Source organism: Desulfuromonas sp. TF, from assembly GCF_000472285.1.
GTDB lineage: Bacteria > Desulfobacterota > Desulfuromonadia > Desulfuromonadales > ATBO01 > ATBO01.
Map to the genome: position 1 here is coordinate 591,183 of NZ_KI421421.1, position 21,526 is coordinate 612,708.

The 21,526-nt window shown below is 58.8% G+C and carries 17 protein-coding genes; 9 read left to right on the top strand and 8 right to left on the bottom strand.

Annotated elements, in window-relative coordinates; genetic code table 11:
* The first annotated feature begins 11 nt into the window (after positions 1 to 11).
* From DTF_RS0114165 to DTF_RS0114190, 6 genes are all read left to right on the top strand, one after another.
* Complete coding sequence (locus tag DTF_RS0114165; RefSeq protein WP_027715845.1) at positions 12 to 881, top strand: hypothetical protein; 870 nt, start codon at positions 12 to 14, stop codon at positions 879 to 881.
* 571 nt (positions 882 to 1,452) lie between these two features.
* On the top strand, positions 1,453 to 2,001 hold the full coding sequence (locus DTF_RS0114170) for a hypothetical protein (protein ID WP_027715846.1): 549 nt from the start codon (positions 1,453 to 1,455) through the stop codon (positions 1,999 to 2,001).
* 45 nt (positions 2,002 to 2,046) lie between these two features.
* Positions 2,047 to 2,508 carry a hypothetical protein gene (locus tag DTF_RS0114175; RefSeq protein ID WP_027715847.1) on the top strand — a complete coding sequence of 154 codons (462 nt, stop codon included), beginning with the start codon at positions 2,047 to 2,049 and terminating at the stop codon, positions 2,506 to 2,508.
* Between the two features lie 107 nt (positions 2,509 to 2,615).
* Positions 2,616 to 2,918, top strand: coding sequence for a hypothetical protein (locus DTF_RS0114180; protein WP_027715848.1), 303 nt, complete (start codon positions 2,616 to 2,618; stop codon positions 2,916 to 2,918).
* Between the two features lie 100 nt (positions 2,919 to 3,018).
* On the top strand, positions 3,019 to 3,786 hold the full coding sequence (locus DTF_RS25610) for a hypothetical protein (RefSeq protein WP_051361315.1): 768 nt from the start codon (positions 3,019 to 3,021) through the stop codon (positions 3,784 to 3,786).
* Positions 3,787 to 3,807: 21 nt separating this feature from the next.
* Positions 3,808 to 5,289 carry a recombinase family protein gene (locus tag DTF_RS0114190; RefSeq protein WP_027715849.1) on the top strand — a complete coding sequence of 494 codons (1,482 nt, stop codon included), beginning with the start codon at positions 3,808 to 3,810 and terminating at the stop codon, positions 5,287 to 5,289.
* Between the two features lie 244 nt (positions 5,290 to 5,533).
* On the opposite strand, the gene DTF_RS0114195 is transcribed toward DTF_RS0114190, so the two are convergent.
* From DTF_RS0114195 to DTF_RS0114210, 4 genes are all read right to left on the bottom strand, one after another.
* The gene (locus tag DTF_RS0114195; protein WP_027715850.1) at positions 5,534 to 6,202 is read right to left on the bottom strand and encodes a response regulator; all 669 of its coding nucleotides are present in this window, start codon (positions 6,200 to 6,202) and stop codon (positions 5,534 to 5,536) included.
* On the bottom strand, positions 6,199 to 9,348 hold the full coding sequence (locus DTF_RS0114200) for an efflux RND transporter permease subunit (protein ID WP_027715851.1): 3,150 nt from the start codon (positions 9,346 to 9,348) through the stop codon (positions 6,199 to 6,201). Before DTF_RS0114200 ends, DTF_RS0114195 begins: the two co-directional genes overlap by 4 nt.
* A complete protein-coding gene (locus DTF_RS0114205) occupies positions 9,345 to 10,628 on the bottom strand; it encodes an efflux RND transporter periplasmic adaptor subunit (protein ID WP_027715852.1) in 1,284 nt (427 codons plus the stop codon). Before DTF_RS0114205 ends, DTF_RS0114200 begins: the two co-directional genes overlap by 4 nt.
* A gap of 169 nt (positions 10,629 to 10,797) precedes the next feature.
* Positions 10,798 to 12,186, bottom strand: a complete 1,389-nt coding sequence (locus tag DTF_RS0114210) for an efflux transporter outer membrane subunit (protein ID WP_226989351.1) — start codon at positions 12,184 to 12,186, stop codon at positions 10,798 to 10,800.
* A 307-nt stretch (positions 12,187 to 12,493) separates the two neighbouring features.
* Here DTF_RS0114210 and DTF_RS0114215 point away from each other — a divergent pair, with 307 nt between their 5' ends.
* Positions 12,494 to 13,678 (top strand): Ig-like domain-containing protein, encoded by a 1,185-nt coding sequence (locus tag DTF_RS0114215; RefSeq protein WP_027715854.1) that lies wholly within the window; start codon positions 12,494 to 12,496, stop codon positions 13,676 to 13,678.
* A 103-nt stretch (positions 13,679 to 13,781) separates the two neighbouring features.
* On the opposite strand, the gene DTF_RS0114220 is transcribed toward DTF_RS0114215, so the two are convergent.
* The 3 genes from DTF_RS0114220 to DTF_RS25615 form a co-directional block, all read right to left on the bottom strand.
* On the bottom strand, positions 13,782 to 15,089 hold the full coding sequence (locus tag DTF_RS0114220; RefSeq protein WP_027715855.1) for a DEAD/DEAH box helicase: 1,308 nt from the start codon (positions 15,087 to 15,089) through the stop codon (positions 13,782 to 13,784).
* 338 nt (positions 15,090 to 15,427) lie between these two features.
* The gene (locus DTF_RS0114230; RefSeq protein WP_027715856.1) at positions 15,428 to 15,808 is read right to left on the bottom strand and encodes a VOC family protein; all 381 of its coding nucleotides are present in this window, start codon (positions 15,806 to 15,808) and stop codon (positions 15,428 to 15,430) included.
* Between the two features lie 35 nt (positions 15,809 to 15,843).
* A complete protein-coding gene (locus DTF_RS25615; protein WP_051361316.1) occupies positions 15,844 to 16,776 on the bottom strand; it encodes a response regulator in 933 nt (310 codons plus the stop codon).
* 474 nt (positions 16,777 to 17,250) lie between these two features.
* On the opposite strand from DTF_RS25615, the gene ilvB reads away from it, so the two are divergent.
* Positions 17,251 to 18,936, top strand: a complete 1,686-nt coding sequence (gene ilvB / locus DTF_RS23670; RefSeq protein WP_051361317.1) for a biosynthetic-type acetolactate synthase large subunit — start codon at positions 17,251 to 17,253, stop codon at positions 18,934 to 18,936.
* Positions 18,937 to 18,981: 45 nt separating this feature from the next.
* Here ilvB and DTF_RS0114245 read toward each other — a convergent pair whose 3' ends face one another.
* On the bottom strand, positions 18,982 to 20,502 hold the full coding sequence (locus DTF_RS0114245) for an SDR family oxidoreductase (protein ID WP_027715857.1): 1,521 nt from the start codon (positions 20,500 to 20,502) through the stop codon (positions 18,982 to 18,984).
* 62 nt (positions 20,503 to 20,564) lie between these two features.
* On the opposite strand from DTF_RS0114245, the gene DTF_RS0114250 reads away from it, so the two are divergent.
* On the top strand, positions 20,565 to 21,518 hold the full coding sequence (locus DTF_RS0114250) for a DUF523 and DUF1722 domain-containing protein (RefSeq protein ID WP_027715858.1): 954 nt from the start codon (positions 20,565 to 20,567) through the stop codon (positions 21,516 to 21,518).
* Positions 21,519 to 21,526: the final 8 nt, after the last annotated feature.

Sequence of the window (21,526 nt, forward strand, 5' to 3'; positions counted from 1 at the left end):
TAGGAGGGGCAATGAAATTTGAATTGATTATAACAAGACTTCACTTCGATATGGGTCTGTTTTCACATCAAGTTGAAGATAAAAAAACATATATAGAGGATTTGTTTTTTTATCTAAGCTCAAACCCTATATGGTATCCAGAAATAGAAGAAGAAAAATTAAAATATACAATTACAAACGCGAGAAGATTGGCTGATGATTTGATATGCTGTGATTTTATTAGAAAACATGATATCAAACATAACATTATCATCGATAACGAAACAAAGGAGATAGAGCAGCAGGTTGTTCAAAATGTCGTCGAAAATGTAAAAATGTATTACAATAAATCAGACATGCTGCTATTCTTCGAAGAAAAAACGGGTTACGGTCTCGACAGAAAAAAAGTAAAATTTTTAATTCAAAAATTAATTGGCAAAGCCACAGGAAGCAAAAACAATCCGGCAGATGTCGATATTACTTTTTTGGGAGAAGAAAGAAAGTTTAAGAACGAGGTATTAGGGCTAACTAGAATTTTGTCCTCAAACATGGTCCTGTTTCCGTCTAATCCATCTGCCAGAATTTGGGACGAAATTGATAAAGACCTTAAAGAAACCAATACAGAGAAAAGAATAATAAAAGACAAGGCTCCGCCCAAAGGAACTCTCAATTATGGGCAGGGGACAAAGTCTTATCAAATGTTAAATATGATTGAGGATGGATATGGGGAAGGATCAATTAGAGGCATAAGCGATACAGGCGAATTGGTTAGAATACATTCAAAAGATCTTGTTGAAAAAATAACGGTTAACGACAAAAAAGAAAATGACCTTATTACAAGATTACTTCTAAAAGTTAGTTATATACGAGATAGATTCAGGATAAATCACGATAATGAATAAAAGGTTTTTCCAAAATTTATATTTATTTATATTTTCTTGGGACTTTTTGTTGTCATTTTTTTTGTCTGGACTGTTTTTGATTCTTATATTTAGCAATGACAACCATAACCTTCTCTATAAAGATGTAAAAAACAATTTCCAATTATACATACCATTACTTAGCATCTTTATAACTTTGTTCACACTTTCTATGACCATATTGGTTACATCTACACCTGATGATTTTATTGAATATTTAGAAAGTTCTGGACAAGTATTTACTTCTCTTAAAAACTACCATTTTGTAGGATTTTTCATATATTTATATGCCCTTTTTAGTAACATAATATTGCAAAATTTTTTTATATTTAAATCGGAAATTGCTAATTTGATTGTCGATAATTATCATTTAAATCTTAACGTAATTAAGCACATATTAAGTCTTTTTTATTCAAGTAGTATATTTTTTACAGTATGGTCTTTCTTTTATACGATAAGTCTCCTTTGGCATCTATCAAAGCTATTAACCGTTAAGACAACATATTATAAAAAAAGAAAACACAAGGCTTGATTACCTTTGGAGGGGGAGCGAATGCCGCACGGCAGCACCTATCAGAAAAAAAAAGACGAAATCATTCGTCTCATCAAGGACTCGGCTGCACCTAAGCCGCAAGTCGATACACCGGCCGATCGGCCGCGATCGGCGCTAGTCTGTTTCCTGATATTTACCCTCTGCCTCCTCGGCACCACAATCCCCCACGCAAACCTCAACACCTTCTTCTCCATCGCCGCAATCACAAGCGGCCTGGTCTGGTTTCACCTCTGGTGGAGATCCGGCCGGCGCTTCAATTTCTCCGGATGGAAAACCGCCGCTCTCGCCGTCGCTCTCGTCTCCCAGGTCGCCGGCTGCGCCGGACTCATGATGAACGACCAGCCCCTCGACCTGGTCGCCCTCGGCATCCAATCCGACAAGATCAAGGTCGGCGAAGCCCAAGGCCTCGGCATCGCCGGCTTCGGCCTCCAGGACGTCACCCCTCAAGCCGCTATGCAGAACGGCAATATCCAGAAAGCAATCGGGACGCAGGAGCTGCGGAGTTATGCGCTTGTTTCGATGGTAAAGATCAGGGTTTATGGGGAATGATTCTCAGATATTCGGCTGCTTTATACGTTTTTGGGGAGCCTTAAATTGTCCAAGTTAAATCAAATTGTCTCCGACAACTGGCATGTAATAAAGCTGTTTATCCTGATCTTATCGGCCTTGGCCGCGTTTGTAACATTCGATCAATATATGGATACAAAAGTGGAAACAAGGATCAATGATCCTGCTTACATTTCCAAAATTTCAAAAGAGCTAAGGCCTTTTCTTATTTTTGACGACAATGGCACCGTCACTTACGATCATGGCGCAGCACAAGCTGTCAAAACCATTCACGTTGACAAAAAGGATAGAAAAATTCTAATCGGGATGAAAGAATTCACTCAAAATGCACCTTTGCTCATAACTGTAGGTGCAACCCAGTTCTCTTTTACTACCAAAAGAGAGAGAGATAATATCTGGGCTTTTCACATTTCAAATATTACGACAATGGATTGGGCGGCACCACCCGAGGCACTCTCTAGTACTTATGTATTAGAACTGCTGCAATAAGGAAGCGACTAAGGATCAGACAGCATCTATATCCTCATGAGGATAATTCGGAGGGCCTCAAATAGAATTCAGTCGCGCCAGAACGCGGCCGCACTCAGGAGGGAATCATGAAGAAAGCTGCAATCGCCATTATCGCCTTGTACCTCTTCGCACTGCCCGCTTTCGCCCAAAATATCAACGGCGAATATCCTATCTGCAAGACACAGCAGGACATCATGGATTTCGCTCAGGCAAAGGTGTTCAGCGACATTGAGAAAATGACGGAAATGGTCGTGGACGGCAGATGTGTCTTCGTCGAACCAGACATAAAGGCCCAGATCCTGGAGCCCAACATGTTCCCCAAAGTGCTGGTCTTTATCCCCTATAAATCGCCAATCACCGGCTACACCTCGCAAGACAACTTCAAATAATATTTACAGTTGCGCCGGCCGGGCGGCCACAACCCTCCGGCCAGGGTCCCCCTCCCCGTGCCCGGCCGGCGCTCTTTATCTCCTCAAGGTAAAAATCAGCATGCCAGAGAATAAAAACTCAAGAAATCGGATAGTAAATAGGCTCACCGCTATTTTTACAGTTGCTGTTTTAGCCGCATGTATTGCAATCGGTGCATACGTCCTCAAGTTTGACGCCGGCCTCTCAAGCAATCCAGAGATATGGGGCCAGTTTGGTGATTATATCGGAGGAGTTTTAAATCCCTTTTTCGCTCTTCTCGGTTTAATAGCACTTCTCCTTACAATCGTTCTCCAATCTAGGGAACTTGAATATACAAGACAGGAACTGAGGAATTCCTCTATTGCGCTTGAAGGTTCAAGAGAAATTGCCCAACAGCAAAAGGACCTTTTAAATACTCAAGATCAAAAGGAGGATATTTACCGAGTAATCAACTTCATTTACGAAGAAATTAAATTAATTTTATCGCGTAGAATAAATTTCAACCTCATTATAAATGAGACGATTGATCAGAGAAAGATGAAAATAGAGGATATATTTGGAAGAAGGAAAGAAATTTTAAACGAGTCAATTCGGTTATTAAGTCCAAGATTTCATGTTCAGGAGGCCGATTATTTTAATGTTAATAAAGATAATTTGAATGATTTTATCATGAGGCTGAGAGAGCTATCCTTTTATTTGAACATATTCGATTCCTTGTCCGGTAAATATTATCTCACAGATTTTTATAGGCAAAGATTGTTCGATATAATAATGGATATGCATGGTCAGGAATATATCGAAGTCGATCTGGTAGATAATTTTCAAGTTAAAACATCATCCCTTGCTTAAGCAAATTTCCGCCTTTTAATAATGACTCGAAGTGCCATTTACATCCGCAAATCCCGCGAGGACCGCGATAAACCCTCCCACCGCCTCACCGTCCAGCGCGAACAGCTCCCCGCCCATGCCCGCGCGCAAGGCTGGAGCGTCGAGGTTTACGACGACGGCCACGCCTCGGCCGCCAGAGGGAAGGCCGAGGACCTTAAAGAACGCGCGCGCCTCGAGGCCGACGTCCGCGCCGGCAAGATCGACGTTATCCTCACGATCGAGCTCTCCCGCCTCTCCAGGGATGAAACCCTCGAGGACTATCTCGCCTGGCTGAACCTCTGCTCCTCGCACGGCGTCAAGCTCGCCACCCCCTCCCGCATCCTCGACCCCAGCCAGCACTCCGACTGGATGCTCCTCCTCATGGAGGGAGGATTCTCCTCCGTCGAAATGAAGGTCCTCCAGGCGCGCATGAAAGAGGGGAGGGCGGAAGCCTTTCGCAAGGGGAAATGGCTCGGAGGATCTCCGCCGCCTCCCTATGTCTACGACAAGGCGACCGGCTGTCCCCAGGTCGACCCCGACCAGCTCGCCAAAATGCGCCGCCTCTGGAAGATGGCCGAGACGAAGAGCACCCGCGATATTGCCGAGGCCTTCGATATGCCGGTGATCGCCGCCCGGCGAGCGATCTCCGAGGAGCGGCTCCTCTTCTATCAGGCCTTGCGCGAAGATCCCCAAACCGGCGAGCTCATCCCCTGCGAATGGGAGCCCGTCATGAAGGCTGACCAGACCGAACGCATCCGCCAAGGTCGCCGCACCCGCCGTCGCGCCCCGAAACGCGTCGCCGCCGGCCTCTTCTCAAACCTGTCCATCTTCACGTGCGGCTATTGCGGCCGCACCGTCCGCGCCTGGAAGAATCACCGCACCCGCAAGGACGGATCCCGAATCGATTATTACGGCTGCACCGCCAAGGACACCCGCCGCAAATGCGAAAAAAGCCGGATGTTCCCCCAGACCATCATCGACGAAAGAATCCTTACAAACTTCTTCGGCACCCTGGAGCGCGTCGAGGAGCTTAAAGTCTGGTGGAAGGACAACGACAAGACCGGCCAGGCCCTCGACCGGCTCGCCGACCTCGAGGCCGAGGAAACCACTCTCACCACCCAAAAACGCCGCCTCATCGCCGCGATCGCCGAAGGCGTCATCGACTTCGCCGACGCCCGGCAAAAACGAACCGAGATCGAAACCCGACTCGGCGAGATCCGAGCCCGCCGATCCGAGCTCGCAGGCGCGCAACGCCCCGAGCCAAACTGGAAAGCCCTCGCCATTTCCAGGGAAACCTTCGACTTTCTAGGCTTCGAAGAGCAACGCGAATTCCTCTCCCTGGCAATACAAAACATCCGCCTTTTCTCCTCCTATCTGATAATCGAATACAACTTCCCCCGAGCCTCAGACGGCCGAAAAGAGGCCCGAATCCACCTTCCGCCCCCACCAAAACCCGCCGGAACCCGCCAGGTCTACAAAGCTTAAGTTGTTGAAAAATAATAGCTTTGTGGTTTTGTCAAAAATGTCCCTGTAGAAACAAACAAAAAGAAAAGGCCGCAAGGTAAATACCTTACAGCCTTTGTGGTTATAATCGGGCTCACTCGCTCTACCAGCTGAGCTAGGGCGGCGTGTGTGCGCTTGCAGGGGATATTTATTAACCTATCCCGCCGAGAGTGTCAACAAGAGATTATCACAAGAGATTGTCCCCTGGATCTGGCGTTCGTCCACTCTACCTGACCACCTCAAACTTATACCCCACACTGTACACGGAGTGGATCAGCTCCGCATCGGGCGAGGCGACTTCGATCTTCCGGCGCAGCTTCTTGATGTGGCTGTCGATGGTGCGGTCGCTGACGATGCGCTGGTCGGGGTAGATCCGGTCCATGAGCTGGGTGCGCGAGTAGATGCGCCCGGGATGCGCGGCGAGAAAATCGAGGAGCTTGAACTCCACCGCGGTGAGGTCGAGATCGCGGCCGTGCAGGGTGGCCTTGAGGCGGGAGGGGTCGAGAATCAGCCCCTCGTTCTGCCCCGCGCTGTGGGAGCGGCGCAGCACGGCCTTGACCCGCGCCACCACCTCGCGGGGGCTGAAGGGCTTGCAGACGTAGTCGTCGGCCCCCAGCTCCAGGCCGAGGAGGCGGTCGATCTCCTCCACCCGGGCGGTGACCATGATGATCGGCACCTCGGAGAAGGAGCGGACCTCTCTGCAGATCTCCATGCCGTCCCTGCCGGGGAGCATGAGGTCGAGCAGGATCAGATCGGGTGAATGCTCCCGGACGGCGGGGGCTGCTTCCAGGCCGTCGTCGACATGGAAGGTCTCGAAGCCGGCCTGCCTCAGGTAGTCGCCCAGCACCTCGGCCAGCTTTTTCTCGTCCTCGACGATCAGGATGGTTCCGTTCACAGGCCAGGCTCCTTCTGCGGCAACGCATTTTCTGCGTGGGAAGTTTCATCTCCGAAACGGCTGATCCAGATCCGCAGATCGTCGATGAGCAGATACAGGCAGGGGACCAGCAGCAAGGCGATCACGGTGGCGAAAAGGATACCGAAACCGAGGGAGAGGGCCATGGGGATCATGAACCGGGCCTGGCGGGAGGTTTCGAAAATCATCGGGGCCAGGCCGCCGAAAGTGGTCAGGGTGGTCAGGATGATCGGCCGGAAACGACGGGTGCCGGCGGCGCTGATCGCCTCGAAGGGGGTGTCGCCCTCCCGGCGCCGGCGGTTGGCATAATCGATGAGCACCAGCGAGTCGTTGACCACCACCCCCGAGAGGGCGACGATCCCCATCATGCTCATCAGGCTCAGGTTGTAGCCCATGAACAGGTGGCCGAGAATCGCGCCGACCAGGCCGAAGGGGATGGCGATCATCACGATCATCGGCTGAATATAGCTTCGGAAGGGGATGGCCAGGAGAAAGTAGATGCCGATCAGCGCCAGGCCGAAGCCGCCGAGGAGGCCCATGGAGCTCTCCTTCATGCTGGCCTGTCTCCCCTGGTACCCGTAGGAGAGGCCGGGATAATCGCGCGCCAGCTGGGGCAGGACGCTGTCGTTGAGCGCCGCCATCACGCGCCCGGTCTCGCCAAGGGGCTCGACATCGCCTGAGACGGTGACGGTCCGCCGGGCGTCCCGGCGGTCAATGCTGTTGTAGGCCCGGCCCCTCTTGATCTCGGCCACTTCAAGCAAGGGAACGAAAGCGCCGGCAGGGGTGCGGATCATCAGGTTTTCGATATCGAACTCGCTGCGGCGCTCGCTCTCCGGCAGGCGCACGCGGACCGTGACCTCGTTGCGGCCCCGCTGCTGGCGCAGGGCCTCGATTCCCGAGAAGGCATGGCGCACCTGCCGGGCGATTTCGATCGATGTCAGCCCCAGAGCCTGCCCTTCGGGGCGGATGCTGAGATCAAGCTGCTCCTTGCCCGGAGTGAAGCCGTCGTTGATGTCCTTGACGTTGGCAAACTCGTCCAGCCGCTCCGCCAGGGCCGCACTGGCCCGGTCGAGGACGGCGGTGTCGCGGTGGGAGAGCTCCACGGTGAGGGCGGCGCCCCCTCCCGGGCCGCCCCGGTCCGATTCGAAACGCAGGGATTCGAGGCCGATCAGGGTGCCGGTCCGTTCGCGCCAGAGGCGGGTCACCTCGGCGGTGTTCAGGGGCCGAACCCCCGGCGGAGTGAGGTAAACGGTCACCTCGACCTGGTTTTCGTCAACCAGGGAAAAGATCCCCTCGACGAGCCGCTCCCCGCCATGTTCAGCCGCGAGTTCTTCCATCGCGCCGACCAGCCGGTTCTGGACCTCCGCACTTTTTTCCAGGGGGCTGCCCGCGGGGAGGACCGCAGTCACCACGGCCTGGTCGGATTCGACCCGCGGCGTCAGAATGATTCCGATACGGCCGCTGAATACGAAGCTGAGGACCAGGAGCATGACCGCAATGCCGACGGCGACGGTGAATCCGCGCCACCGGATGCACAGCTCCAGAAAGGGGCGGTAGCGTTTCTCGATGAAGCGCACAAGCAATCGGCTGAAGACCTGCTGCCACTCGTGCAGCCGGGCCGTCAGGCGGCTGCGGGGACGGCTGCGAGTGTGGGCCAGGTGGGCGGGGAGAATGAAGAGCGACTCGACCCAGGAGATCAAAAAGACGGTGATGACCACCACGGGAATGACCTTCCAGATCTTGCCCATGGTGCCGGGGACGAAGTAGAGGGGAAGGAAGGCCGCCACGTTGGTGAGAATGGCATAAGTGATGGGAACCGCAACATCGCGGGCGCCGAGGACCGCCGCCTTTTCCAGGCCCATTCCCAGCTGGCGGTATTCATAGATATTCTCGCCGGCGACGATGGCGTCGTCGACCACGATTCCCAGGGCGACGATGAAGGCGAACATGGAGATCATGTTGATCGACACGTCCATGCCCGGCAGAAAGAGAAGGCCGCCCAGAAAGGAGATGGGAATCCCCATCGTGACCCAGAAGGCCAGCTTGAATTCGAGGAAGAGTCCGAGGAAGAGCAGGACGAGGATAAGGCCGTAGCAGGCGTTCTTCAGCAGCAGCTGCAGGCGCTGCTCGTAGATCTCGGAGCGGTCGCGGTTGACGTCCCAGGCGATCCCCTCCGGCAGGTCGGCTTCGATCTCCTCCATGGCGCCGCGGGCGGCCGCGGATACTCCGACGGGAGTCTGGCCGCCCACCCGGTAGACGTCGATGCCGATGCTGCGTTGGCCGTTATAGGTGGCGAAGCGGTTGCTGTCCTCGAAGGTCTCACGCACTTCGGCGATGTCTTCCAGCCGCACCACGCTTCCGCCGGCATTGGTGACGATGGGGATCCTGGCGAATTCCCGGGCCCAGTCCCGGCGATCCTTGACCCGCAGCAGGATATCGCCGCCAACAGTCTCGACGCTGCCGCCGGGAACCTCCGCCGAAGCCGTGTCGATCCGGCGGGCGATGTCGGAGAGGGTCAGTCCGTAGGCCCGCAGGTTGGCCTGGGGGACGTCGACATGGATTTCCACGTCCCGCGCTCCGGAGAGGTCGACCTGGGTAATCTCCGGGTTCTGCAGCAGGCGGTCGCGCACCTGCTCCACCGTCTCGCGCAGCACCGTTTCCGAAACGTTGCCGTAGATCTGCAGGTTGAGGACCTCCCGTCGGCGGGTGAGGAGGGAGACCTGCGGCTCTTCGGCATCGTCGGGAAAGGTGGTGATCCGGTCGATCTCCTGCTTGATATCCTGGTAAGCTTTCTGCTGGTCGGCGTCGGCGAGCAGCTCGGCCCGGACGCTCCCGCGCCCCTCGGCGGCGTTGGCGGTCAGTTCCTTGATCCCCTCCAGGCCGCGGACCGCTTCCTCCACGACCAGGATGATCCCCTTTTCCACCTCTTCGGGGCTGGCGCCGGGATAGGCGACGCTGACCGTCACCATGTCGAGTTCGAATTCGGGAAAGACTTCCTTCTTGATCCGGGAGGTCATGAAGAGGCCTCCCAGCAGCAGAAAGATCATAAGCAGGTTGGGAGTAACCCGGTTTCGGACCATCCAGGCGAGTGGCCCCCTCTGCCAGGCTTCGAGGCGGGTTGATTTCATCGCTGCACGTCCTTTTCCGGAGCCACCGATGCGCTGCGCCCAACGGAAGAGGCGTCCCCGGGGCTCTCCTCCAGGCGCAGGGCCATTCCCGGCACCGGCCCCGGAAGGGGGGAAACCACCAGGCGTTCGCCGGCTTCGATCCCCCCGGTCACCAGCACCTGCTCCCGGCCTCGGAAGGCGATCTCGATTTTGCGGACGTCCAGGCGGTTTTCGTCATCCATGACCCACAGGGTGTCGCCGTCGCGAAGCACGTCCCGTTCGATGGCCGTGGCCGAGGGGAGCTCCTGTCCCTCGATCTCCACCTGTAAGTAGGAGTCGATGAGCATTCGCGGAGCGCCGGCGTTCTCCTGCAGGAGGGCAAGGGGATCGGCAACCTCCACCAGCAGGCGCGCCATACGCCCCTGCTCCTCCAGACCCGCCGAGAGGCGGATCACCTTCCCGGTTCGCCAGGCGCCTTCGCCCCACGCCGCCCGGTCGTAGATACGGACCCTGGAACCCGCTTCATTTTCCGAGTTGGGAATCCGAATCCAGCGAAGCTGGCTCACCGGCACGGAAACCTCCACCCAGTAGGAATCCGTGCCGATCAGGGTGGTCAGGGCCGTACCTTCGCTCACGCGGGTGCCGATGTTGATCTCGCGGGTCTGAACCACGGCGTTGAAAGGGGCGGCTATCTCCGTGCGCCTGAGATTGATCCTGGCCTGTTCGAGCCGGGCCTGCGACGCCTCGAGAGCCGCACGCAGGTTGTCGAGCTGGGGCCGGCGCAGCATCAGGGAGGTTTCCTCCTCGCTGACCGTCTCGCCGAGCAGCTCGTATTCCTTCTGTGCCACCAGTTGATTTCCCTGTTCGATCTGAAGCTCCGATTCGGCCCTGGCAACTTCGCTGGCCAGCTGGCGGACCGCCAGGCGGTAGTCGGTGGGATCGATCCTGAGAAGGGTTTCACCCTTTCGGAAATGCCCTCCCGGCAGGAAATTGCCGGACATTTCGATGATCTCCCCGCTTACCTGGGGCCTGAGGCTCACCTCCCGGCTCGGCTTGACCGTCCCCATGGCGGACACGATGGACTTCTGCGGGGCGAATTCGATGGTCCGGACCTCGACCAGGGCGGCATTGCGCGTCTTTGGCTTCGGTCGTGCCTGGGGACTTGTCTCCATCAGCCAGAGGCTCAGAGCCACGCTGACGGCCAGCACGGCGAGCGGCAGAATGATCCGAAGCGCCAGCGCGGGGCGGCGTCGGGTCCGGCGGTCTGCGGTTCGTTTGTCGGAATCAGGTTGCTGCGACATGTTTATTCACCTTGTGCAACTTCTTATCACACGGAAAATGAAACGAGGTTCCCCTCTCTCTGTGGGAGAGGGTGCCCGAAGGGCGGGTGAGGGCTGCTTTTTGGGTGCGGTTCCCCCTCACCCTGGCCCTCTCCCTCAGGGAGAGGGAACAAATCTCTACGGGAATGTCCTACCCCGCTGCAACTTCGGCATTCGACCGCTTCATCTCCCATCCGCCGCCGAGGGCCCGGTAGAGATCGATACGGAACTCGAAGAGCTCGCGCAGGGCGGTGAGGCGGGTGCGCTGGAGGCGCTGGTAGGAGAGGAGGGCGTCCAGCACCCGCTGGTAATCGACGGCGCCGTTCAGGTAGCGGTCGCGCACCCTTTCGATGGCCCGCTTGGCCAACTCCAGCTGCTGATCGAGGCTGGCGATGTAAACCTTCTGCCACTGCTCCCGGGAGAGGGCGTCTTCGACTTCGCCGAGGGAATCGAGCACGGTCTGGCCGTAAGTGTGCAGCGCTTCGGCGGCCACGGCTCGGGTCCGCTCGACCTCCGCCCGGCGCCGGCCGCCGTCGACGATGGGGCCGACCAGATTGGCCGCCAGCGAGGCCAGCCAGTTATCGAAGAGGTCCCGCACCTCTCCCCCCGAGGTGTCCAGGCCGGCGGCCAGGCTCAGCCGGGGAAAGCGGTCGGCGATCGCCGCGGCCACCCGGTGGTCGGCGGCCTGCAGGGAGTACCAGGCGCCGCGGACGTCGGGACGGCTGCGGACCAGTTCCGCCGGCAGACCCGTTTCAGGCAGGGGAGGGAACTTTCCGAATTCCACTTCGGCCGGCGCCACCTTTCGCAGGGGCGGCGCGCCCAGGAGAATCGCCAACTGATGCTCCAGCACTTCGGCACGGCCTTCGACCAGGGCGATTTCACCGCGGTTCGATTCGACGAGCTGCCGCTGCTGAAGGACGTCGGCAATGCCGGCCCGGCCGGTACGGAACCGGAGGGTGATCAGCTCCAGAACCTTGTCGTTGATGTCGAGCTGTTCCTGCAGCAGGCGGATCTGGCCGTACTGTTCGATCAGCTGGTACCAGGTCGCGGCCACCTGGGACGACAGCGTAAGGGCTGCCGTCTGGAGGTCTTCGGCGCTGGCGCGGGCGTCGAGGTCGGCGGCGTCGCGGCTGGAGCGGATGCGCCCCCACAGGTCCGCTTCGTAGCCGGCCGCGACACCCAGACTGTAGTTCTCCCGCGTGCCGGTCAGCCCGTCTTCCCGGCCGCGGGTCTCGGCCACGCGGGCTTCGGCGTCCAGAGAGGGATAAAGATCGGCTCCGGCCCGGCGGGCAGCGGCCCGCGCCTGCTCCAGCCGGTCCCAGGCGCTCTGCAGGCTCAGATTGCCTTCCAGCGCCCGGTCGATGAGCCCGGCGAGGGTGTCGTCGGCGAAGGCCTGCCACCAGCGCTCCGGCAGCGGCGCTGCGCCGGAGATTGAAAAGGGCATTGAAGCGTCGACCGGCGCGGGACGATCGGGGAGCGCCGGTGCGCAGGCCGCCATCAGCACCGAGGCTGCGGCCAGTATCAGAATCTTGCCCTTCATGTCGGTCCTTCTTGTCGCCATTCGATTTGATCCGGGACCCCGCTTGAGATGCTATTCATCTTACTAGCACGAATGCGGTCAGGAATTCCACAGGAACCATCCACCCCTTTTGCATTTCCATATTTCTTGCATATTTCCGGGCTCTCAGGGGAAAACGCACAGAGGAGGGAAGGTCGATTCCGGACTCCGCCTGGAACAATATTCTTGCGGGGCCGGGCCGTCACTGATACCATACCGCCCTTGACGGCACACAAGTTCACGGCACCCGGATACGGGATGATGGCTTTTCGCTCAGGAGACGCAACAGATGAAGATGGCAGTCTGGTTTTCGGGATACAAAAAATTTCTCCTCGTCTTGATGGGACTGGCCCTTCTGGGCGCCTGCGGCAGCGAGACCGACGAGGATCTTACGACGCCGGCGCTCACCATGGATGCGATCGACCCCTCGACGTTCGACAAGGAGAAAACCCTCTCCGGTACGATCGAGGCCGGCGCCGGGCTCGATGTTTTCGTCAGCAGCAGCGCAAAGGTTGGGGAGATCAATATCGAGGATGGGACATGGAGCTGCACGATCAGCGATCTGGCGGTGGGGAACAACCTGGTTACCGTCAGCGCCGACGACAGCCAGGGCAACACCAGCTCGCTGCAGTTCCTGCTGCTCTACGAAGTTATCAAGATCGACCAGGCCGACACAACCACCGCGCAGCCCACCTCGACGGTTCACGGCCGCCTGGCTCCCGGCGCGAGCATCACCTCGGTCACCCTCAACGGGGACCCGGTGCCATCGCCGGTACCAGAAAACGATGCCTTCAGTCTGTTCCTCGTGGGTCTTGTCCCGGGCAACAATGCGGTAAAGATCACCGCTCAGGACACCGAGACCGACACCCAGACAATCTCCTTCACCATTGTCAGCGATGAAAATGCGGTTTCCCTGGCCATCGACAAACCTGTTATCCCCATCGAGGAGCACAGCCTGGTTTTGACGGGAACAGTGGGTGAGGGCGGGGAGGTCGCCGTTTCGGTGGAGCCTCAGGCGACCGTGGGGACTGTTGCATACCCAACGACAACCTCCTGGCAGGTCACCATTGACGATCTGGAGGAACGAGACAATATTATTACCGTAACCGCTGCGCAGGCAGAGAAAACGACCGCATCGGCCTGGACTCGGGTGGTTGTTGCCGATCCAACGCCGACGGTGCTCACAACGGAGCCGGCGAATCTCGCCGAAAATGTCCTTCCCGACACCGTCTTGAAGGCCACCTTCAGCGAAGCCGTGGTCGCCTCCTCGGTCAATGCAGCCACCTTCCTGCTTGCGAACGCGGGCGGTGCGGTTGCGGGAGAGGTCGCCTACAGCGCCGCCGATACATCCGCCACCTTCACCCCGGCCGCTCCTCTGGCTCCCGGCCCCTATACCGCCACCATCAGCGGCATAAAGGACCCGAACGGTAATCTCATCAATCACCCCTGGAATTTCACTGTCGTCGTCCAGTAAAGGCACCGGGAAAATTCCCGAAAAAAAACGCCTGGGAGTAAAAACAGAAAGGCCCACCCTGAAACAGGGGTGGGCCTTTGACTTATAGCTGTAGTCTGAAACGTTACCGGCTCCGGTACTCGATGATCGGTTCCCTCCTGGTCTTCCCCGCCGGCGCTCTCTTCTCCGAGGGGCGGCCTTTCGTGCCGCGTTTCCATTCTCCCGGACCGGCGCTTTTGCCGCTGCGCCCAGGAGAGGGCCTTCCGGCTTTCTTCGCCGGTTTGGTCATGAGAGGACGTTTCGGCTCGAGGCCGGGGATCACATGCTGAGCGAGGTCGCGCCCGAGGTAGCGCTGAATCCGCTGCAGGGCGCCGATATCTCCGCGCGAGGCCAGGGAAATAGCCGTCCCGTTGGCGCCGGCCCGGCCGGTGCGGCCGATGCGGTGGACGTAGTCCTCGGCGAAGAGAGGAAGGTCGAAATTGATGACGTGGCTGATGCCGCTGACGTCGATCCCCCGGGCGGCGACGTCGGTAGCCACCAGCAGCCGGATTTTACCCTGGCGCAGGTCGCGCACCGTGCGGTTGCGGGCGACCTGGTTCATGTCGCCGTGCAGGGCCGCGGCCCGGTGCCCTCCAGCGGTCAGTTCCCGCGCCAGGCGGTCGGCATCGCGCTTGGTGGCGGAGAAGATAATGGCCTGGTTCAGGGTGCTGTCGGTGATCACATGCTCGAGGATGCGCTGCTTGTGCGCCATGTCGTCCGCCAGATGCAGACGCTGCTCGATCTTGGTGTCGGTCGGTTGGGGCTCTGAAAGGTCGAGGCGCACCGGCTCCTTGAGCAGTCGCGAGGCAAGCGCGGCCATGGTCCGGTCCATGGTGGCGGTGAACATCAGAGTCTGGCGCTCGGCCGGGGTCGCGGCGGTGATCTTTTCCATATCATCCTGAAAACCCATGTCGAGCATGCGATCCGCTTCGTCCAGGACCAGAATTTCCACCCTCGACAGATCGATGCTGCCGCGCTGCAGATGGTCGACCAGTCGGCCCGGAGTGGCGACCACGAGGTCGAGAGGCTGGGCCAGGGAGCGGAACTGTTCCCTGTAAGGAGTGCCGCCGAGGATCACGGCGCTTTTGAGGCGCAGGAACTTGCCGTAATTGCGGGTGGCATCGGTGACCTGGCTGGCCAGTTCGCGCGTCGGGGTCAGAACCAGGACCCGAGGGGCGCCGCGGCCGCCTTTCTTGAAGACGGACAGGAGCTGCAGGGCCGGCAGCATGAAGGCGGCGGTTTTCCCGGTGCCGGTGCGGGCGCTGGCGACCAGGTCTTTTCCGGCCAGAGCCAGGGGAATGGCCTGGGCCTGAATGGGCGTCGGCTCGGTGTAGCCGCAGGCGGTGATAGCCTGGAGAATGGGAGCTGCAAGTTCGAGTTCGGTAAAAGACAAAGACATGAATCAATCCTTCTCGTAACGCCGCAGGCGCGGATCGACCGGGGTCGGGCGCTTTGAAACGAAACGAACGGTGAAGTGGGCGTGCGCGACCGCAGGGACAAACGGCTGTACCTGAAAGGAAGGACGGCATGGCGCAACAGGTCTGGCATGAACGCATCGTCGCCAACCTGGAGTGCTGCCTGTTTCAGAAGGGAACTGAATTGCAGAAGGGTCAGGGATCGATGAAGCGGCGTCGGTAGCCGGATATGCCGGCACCGGTGAAAAATTGAATGGTAACGCCTGTCGTTAACGCTGAACTGCGAATGATACACCCTTCTGCGGAAAAGACAAGTTTATTTTCTTACCACCTCGACAAGATAGCCGTCGGGGTCGGCAATGAAATAGAATTGCGCCGGTGCGCCAGGGAGTCCCTTGAGCGGCTTGGGTTCGAGGCCCAGCTCCTGGTGTTTCCGGTGCGAGGCCTCCAGGTCTTCAACCCCGACCGCCAAGTGTGAATAGCCGTCCCCCATCGTGTAGGGTTCGCTCCGGTCATGGTTGTGGGTCAGTTCCAGCTCGAAGTCTCCTCCCGGAGCGCGCAGGTAGCTGAGGGTGAACTTGTGCTCGGGAAAGTCCCGGCGCCGCGCGATCTCGAAGCCGAAGGCCTTCTGATAGAACGTTTCCGACGTTTCCAGGTCCAGCACCCGGATGCAGGTGTGAATCATCTGATAGGTCATGAGAAGTGCTCCTGTTGAGTTTGAAACCGCTGCTTTTAAACGGGCTCTCTGCCGAGGAATCGTTCAACCAGGGCCAGGAATTCCTCACACTTGAAGGGTTTGGCCAGAAAGGCGTCCATTCCTGTCTGTAGACACTTTTCCGGTTCATTCTTCATGGCATGGGCGGTCAGTGCAATGATCGGGACATGCCGGGATCCGCCTTCTTCCTTTTCCCTGATGCGCCGGGTCGCCTCGAATCCGTCCATCAGCGGCATCCGCAGGTCCATGAGGATGAGATCGAACCGTTCCGATTCCCAGGCGGCCAGCCCCTCTTCCCCGGAAGTCGCCGTGACGACCTCCCACCCTTTGTTTTCGAGCATAATGCTGATCAGTTCGCGGATATCCGGCTCGTCCTCGAGCAGGAGAATACGAAGAGCCTGTTCCTGTTTATCAAGCTTTTCCCCTGACGGGTTCTGCGTCGCCTGTTCTGCCTCTTCCTTGGCCCGGCGAAATGTCTCCACTTGGATGCGGTCGGTAACGTCCTCGAAGGAGAGAAGGATTTCCTCCGATCCGTCGCATACCGTGATCTCCCGGGCATTCAACAGAAGGCTTCGCTGGCCCAGGAGCGGAAACTCATAAAGAAGCTCGAAATCCCGGATCTCTTGTTTTTTAGACAGCATATTTTCAAGCATCTCCTGCAGTCCCGGGAGATTCCATTGGCGCCTCCCCTGATCGTCGAGCAATTGGTCTTCCGTCTCCGAGGCCTTGGCATAATAGAACTTGTAAAAGGATCTGTTGGCCGAGACGATCCGCAGCTTTTTATCCAATATCAGCATGGGGGTGCGTACGGTGTCGATGATGCTATCCACGAGTCGGCGGGCGGTCTGGGTGGAAAATTCGATCTGATCGAAGATCTTTTCCCCTGCCGAAGTGCCATGAAAAGTGGCTGGAATGTAGGCTTGTTTACAACTGGATTCACCATCCGACATGAAATATCCCCCATTCATACGAATTCGGCAAAGCCGAGTGCATCAGTTGCTCACCCTCCATTTATTTCATTATTCACGGACGCTAAGAAATACTAACGTCAAGAAATGCATTGTCAATCCTGACAAACGTCCAAATGTGCCAAGTAGCGAAGTTTTTACGGCCGAGAAGGAATCCAGGATTCACGGATGACTTGCGGCACCTGCGGCAATAAAATCTTGACAGCTTTTTTTCTGTTGTTTTACTATGAAGACCACACAGGAGAGATAAAGCGATGTTTCATCAAACAATAAAGATCAGTCTTCTTCCGGTAGTCGTAGTCGTCGTAACCTGACGGCTCGCCGCTACCGACGTCTGACCAAACACGACAAGGAGCGCGGGCAAAATCCCGCGCTCCTTTTTTTAATCGTAAAAAAGGGCCGCGGGATCTGATCCTCGCGGCCTTTGCTTTTACAACCCGAAAGAGGAGGATTTCAATGATGAAAACCGGAGCTCAAATCCTGCTGGAATGCCTCAAGCGCGAAGGGGTGGATACCATTTTCGGATATCCCGGCGCCCGAACCCTGCTGGTGCACGACGCCCTGCACGGTAACCCCGATTTCCGACACATCCTGGTGCGGCACGAGCAGGGGGCGGCCCATGCCGCCGACGGCTACGCCCGCAGCACGGGGAAGGTCGGCGTCTGCCTGACCACCTCCGGCCCTGGGGCGACGAACCTGGTGACCGGCATAGCCACCGCCTACATGGACTCGGTCCCGATGGTGGCCCTGACCTGCCAGGTGACCACGGCCGACATCGGCAACGACGCTTTCCAGGAGGCGGACATGGTGGGGATTACCCGTCCAATCACCAAGCACAGCTACCTGGTGACCGACGTCAAGGACCTGGCCCGCATCATCCGCGAGGCATTCCACGTCGCCAGCACCCGCCGCCCTGGGCCGGTGCTGGTCGACCTGCCCAGTGACGTGCTCGCGGCAATGGCGGACGGTAAGATTCCCGATCGGGTCGGCCGACGGGGTTACCAGGAGGCTCCCATGCTGAACAAAAGACAGCTCGTGAGAGCGGCGGAGGTCATCAACGCGGCCAGGCGCCCGCTGATCTACGCCGGAGGGGGCGTCATCATGGCCGAGGCGGTTTCCGACCTGCGAAACCTGGCGGAGAAGGGAGGGATTCCGGTGACCCACACCCTGATGGCCATCGGGGCCATGGATACCTCATCCCCACTGTCCATCGGCATGCTCGGGATGTACGGAGCCTGGTACGCCAACAAGGCCGTCGATGAATGCGACTGTCTCATTGCGGTCGGCGCCCGCTTCGACGACCGGGTGACGGGCCGGCTCGACTCCTTCGCCCCCAACGCCCGCATCATCCACATCGACATCGACCCGTCGAGCATCCGCAAGAATGTTCAGGTGGAAGTCCCCATCGTCGCCGACGCCCGGCAGGCTCTGGAGGGACTGGTGGAAATGATCGAGGAAAAAAGGCACGAAGGATGGATGGGCGAGATCCGCGCATGGAAACAGGAGGCGCCGCTTCCCCGTCCGCAGAGCGATACGCCGGTCCCCCACGAGATCATCGAGGCCATCTCCGCCGTGGCCGGCGAGACCCCGGTGGTCGCCTCCGACGTCGGTCTGTCGCAGATGTGGACGGCCAACTATTTCGGTTTCCCGGCTCCGCGCCAGTACATCACCAGCGGCGGACTCGGCACCATGGGGTTTGCCCTGCCGGCGGCTCTCGGGGCGGCCATCGGAAATCCCGGCCGTCCCGTCTTCGCCATCAACGGCGACGGCGCCTTCCAGATGAACGTGCAGGAGCTGGCCACCTGCTCCCACTACATGATTCCGGTCAAGACCATCATCCTCAACAACGGCAAGCTCGGCATGGTGCGCCAGTTCCAGAAGGTCTTCCTCAAGGAGCGCTTCGCCGCCACCTGCCTCGGCCGGGGAGTCGACTTCTGCATGGTGGCCCGGGGCTTCGGCGTCGCGGCCTTCAAGGTCACCCGCAAGGAGGACCTGGTCCCGACCCTGGCCAAGGCGGTAGCGACGCCCGGACCCGTGGTGGTCGATGTGGATATCCACCCCGACTGCTACAGCTTTCCCATGGTGCCCCCGGGGAAGAAGGCGATCGAGGCGATTTTCTCTCCCGAGGAGTGGGAAGGGTGAGAGGGCGGAAGGGCGACGGGTAACGGCGGTTAATAACCAGAAAGGCTAATCTGCGGGTCGCAGGCGTTCGGGGCCTGTGACGACCGTTGCTCCGACCGACGCCGCGATTCCCCGCAGCATTCCGTTGAAGACATAGTTGTGAAAAGGGTAGACGGCATACCAGTAGAGGATGCCGAAGAGGCCGCGGGGCATGAAGCGGGCGATCTGAAGAAGCTCCGTCCCCTGATCGGTCCGGTTCAGATGGAAGGCGAGGACCGCCTGGCCGGGCAGCTTCATCTCGGCGGCCAGAAGCAGGCGCGTTGGCCGTTGGACCTGCACCACCCGCCAGAAGTCGAGAGCGTCGCCGGGACGGATCTCCAGTTTGCTTCGCCGTCCCCGGCGCAGGCCCACTCCCCCCGCCACCCGGTCGATCTTGCCCCGCAGGACCCAGAGCCAGTCAGCGTAGTACCAGCCGGTGCTGCCGCCGATCCCTGCCACGGCCGGCCAGATCTCCTCCGGCGACGCTCTCAGGACCACCCGCCGCGAGTCGTCGTAGATGGTGCCGCCCGCCCACCCCGGGTCGCCGGAGATGCTCCATTCAGCCTGCGGCACCAGTCCCGAATCGGTCCAGGAGGTTTCCACCTGCTGCTGGCGCATGCGGTCCATGGCCCGGCGTATGGCCTCGCGGCAGTCGAGGAGCTGCTGGGGGATGAGCTCGCGGATGCGAAAGTCGCGGCAGACCACCGGGTTGCTCAGCCCTTCGGCCAGGGGGCGGGCGAGGGCCGCCGGCAACGGGGTCACCAGGTGAATCCAGTAGGAGCTCAGCCGGGGAGTCAGAAAGGGGACGGGTATGATCAGGCGGCGGGGGAGGCCGGCCTCCTCGGCGTAGATCTCCATCAGGCGCCGATAGGTGATCACTTCTTCCTGCCCTATGTCGAAGGTCTGTCCGATCGTCTCGGGGACGTCGAGACAGGCAATCAGGTAGTGCAGCACGTTTCTAACGCCGATGGGCTGGCAGAGGGTGGAGACCCAGCGCGGAGTGATCATGACCGGCAGGCGGTCCATCAGGTAGCGCAGGATCTCGAAAGAGGCGCTTCCCGATCCGATGATCATGGCGGCGCGGAAGACGGTGACGGGAACCGGGCCCTCGCCCAGGATCCGAGCCACTTCGGTTCGAGAGCGCAGATGGCGGCTCAACCCATTGTCCTCCTCGCCGAGGCCGCTCAGGTAGATGATCCGCTCAACGCCTCCGGCGGCCGCGGCGTCGGCCATGTTTCGGGCGGCCCGGCGGTCCGTGTCGGCAAAATCGGAGACCTGGCTCTGCATCGAATGCACCAGGTAATAGGCCGCCCGGCAGCCCCGGGCCGCCTCCATCATCGATTCGCGGTCGAGGAGATCGCCCCGGACCACCTCCAGGGCCGGGTGATGCGACCAGGGGCGGTCGTCGAGCTTGGCCGGAGTACGCACCACCGCCCGCACACGGTGCCCGGCTTCCAATAGGCGGGGGACCAGGCGACCGCCGATATATCCTGTGGCGCCGGCGACCAGGACCGGTCTGCTGATTTCGGAAAGTTGCACGTCGGGCATGAAAGTCTCCATTTTTTAATTATTATTATCCCAGATTGTGGGATCATGACAATGGAGAACGTATGGAAGACAAAATAAGGATCGGAATCAGCGCCTGTCTGCTCGGGGAAAAGGTCCGCTTCGACGGCGGGCACAAGCTCGACCGCTTTCTGGCGTATACCCTGGGCGAGTACGTCGACTACGTGCCGGTCTGTCCCGAGGTGGAGGTCGGCCTTCCCACTCCCCGGGAAGCCCTGCGTCTGGTGAGGGGGGAGGCAGGGGAGGCGCGCCTGGTCTTTTCCCGAAGCGGCGGGGACATCACGGCCAGGATGACCGACTGGGCGCGGCGGCGGGTGCGGGACCTGGAGGGGGAGGGGCTCTGCGGGTTCATCTTCAAGGCGAAGTCGCCGAGCAGCGGCATGGAGCGGGTCAAGCTCTACGACAGGAACGGGGTGCCGAAGAAGGAAGGGGTGGGGATCTTCGCCCGCGTCTTCATGGAGCACTTTCCCCTGCTGCCGGTGGAGGAGGAGGGCAGGCTGCACGATCCCCGGCTGCGCGAAAATTTCATCGAGGCCGTCTTCACTTTCAGGCGCTGGCGCGATTGCCGGAAAGACGGGTTGGATGCGGGCCGCCTGGTCGACTTCCACACCCGGCACAAGCTGCTCCTTATGGCGCACAGCGTCGAACACTATCGCCGGATGGGAAAGCTGGTGGCGGAGGCCGGAAAACGGCCCCTCTCAGAACTCTTTGAGGAATACCAGCGGCTGCTGATGGAGGCGATGCGGCTCAAGGCCACGGTCAGCAAGAACGCCAACGTCCTGATGCACGCCATGGGATACTTCAAGAAAGACCTGAGTCCGGACGAGAAGCAGGAGCTGCTGGAGGTGATCGGAAATTACCAGCGGGAGCATGCGCCCCTCCTCGTCCCCGTCACCCTGGTGAACCACTACGTGCGCAAGTACGACGAGCCCTACCTCAAGCGGCAGCACTACCTGAATCCCCATCCGCTGGAGCTGCAGCTGCGCAATCACGTCTGACTTGCCTC

Coding starts and splice junctions, on each gene's coding strand:
- DTF_RS0114165 (WP_027715845.1), top strand. CDS start 12: ATGAAATTTGAATTGATTATAACAAGACTTCACTTCGATATGGGTCTG.
- DTF_RS0114170 (WP_027715846.1), top strand. CDS start 1,453: ATGCCGCACGGCAGCACCTATCAGAAAAAAAAAGACGAAATCATTCGT.
- DTF_RS0114180 (WP_027715848.1), top strand. CDS start 2,616: ATGAAGAAAGCTGCAATCGCCATTATCGCCTTGTACCTCTTCGCACTG.
- DTF_RS25610 (WP_051361315.1), top strand. CDS start 3,019: ATGCCAGAGAATAAAAACTCAAGAAATCGGATAGTAAATAGGCTCACC.
- DTF_RS0114190 (WP_027715849.1), top strand. CDS start 3,808: ATGACTCGAAGTGCCATTTACATCCGCAAATCCCGCGAGGACCGCGAT.
- DTF_RS0114200 (WP_027715851.1), bottom strand. CDS start 9,348: ATGAAATCAACCCGCCTCGAAGCCTGGCAGAGGGGGCCACTCGCCTGG.
- DTF_RS0114205 (WP_027715852.1), bottom strand. CDS start 10,628: ATGTCGCAGCAACCTGATTCCGACAAACGAACCGCAGACCGCCGGACC.
- DTF_RS0114210 (WP_226989351.1), bottom strand. CDS start 12,186: ATGAAGGGCAAGATTCTGATACTGGCCGCAGCCTCGGTGCTGATGGCG.
- DTF_RS0114215 (WP_027715854.1), top strand. CDS start 12,494: ATGAAGATGGCAGTCTGGTTTTCGGGATACAAAAAATTTCTCCTCGTC.
- DTF_RS0114230 (WP_027715856.1), bottom strand. CDS start 15,808: ATGACCTATCAGATGATTCACACCTGCATCCGGGTGCTGGACCTGGAA.
- DTF_RS25615 (WP_051361316.1), bottom strand. CDS start 16,776: ATGTCGGATGGTGAATCCAGTTGTAAACAAGCCTACATTCCAGCCACT.
- ilvB (WP_051361317.1), top strand. CDS start 17,251: ATGATGAAAACCGGAGCTCAAATCCTGCTGGAATGCCTCAAGCGCGAA.
- DTF_RS0114245 (WP_027715857.1), bottom strand. CDS start 20,502: ATGCCCGACGTGCAACTTTCCGAAATCAGCAGACCGGTCCTGGTCGCC.
- DTF_RS0114250 (WP_027715858.1), top strand. CDS start 20,565: ATGGAAGACAAAATAAGGATCGGAATCAGCGCCTGTCTGCTCGGGGAA.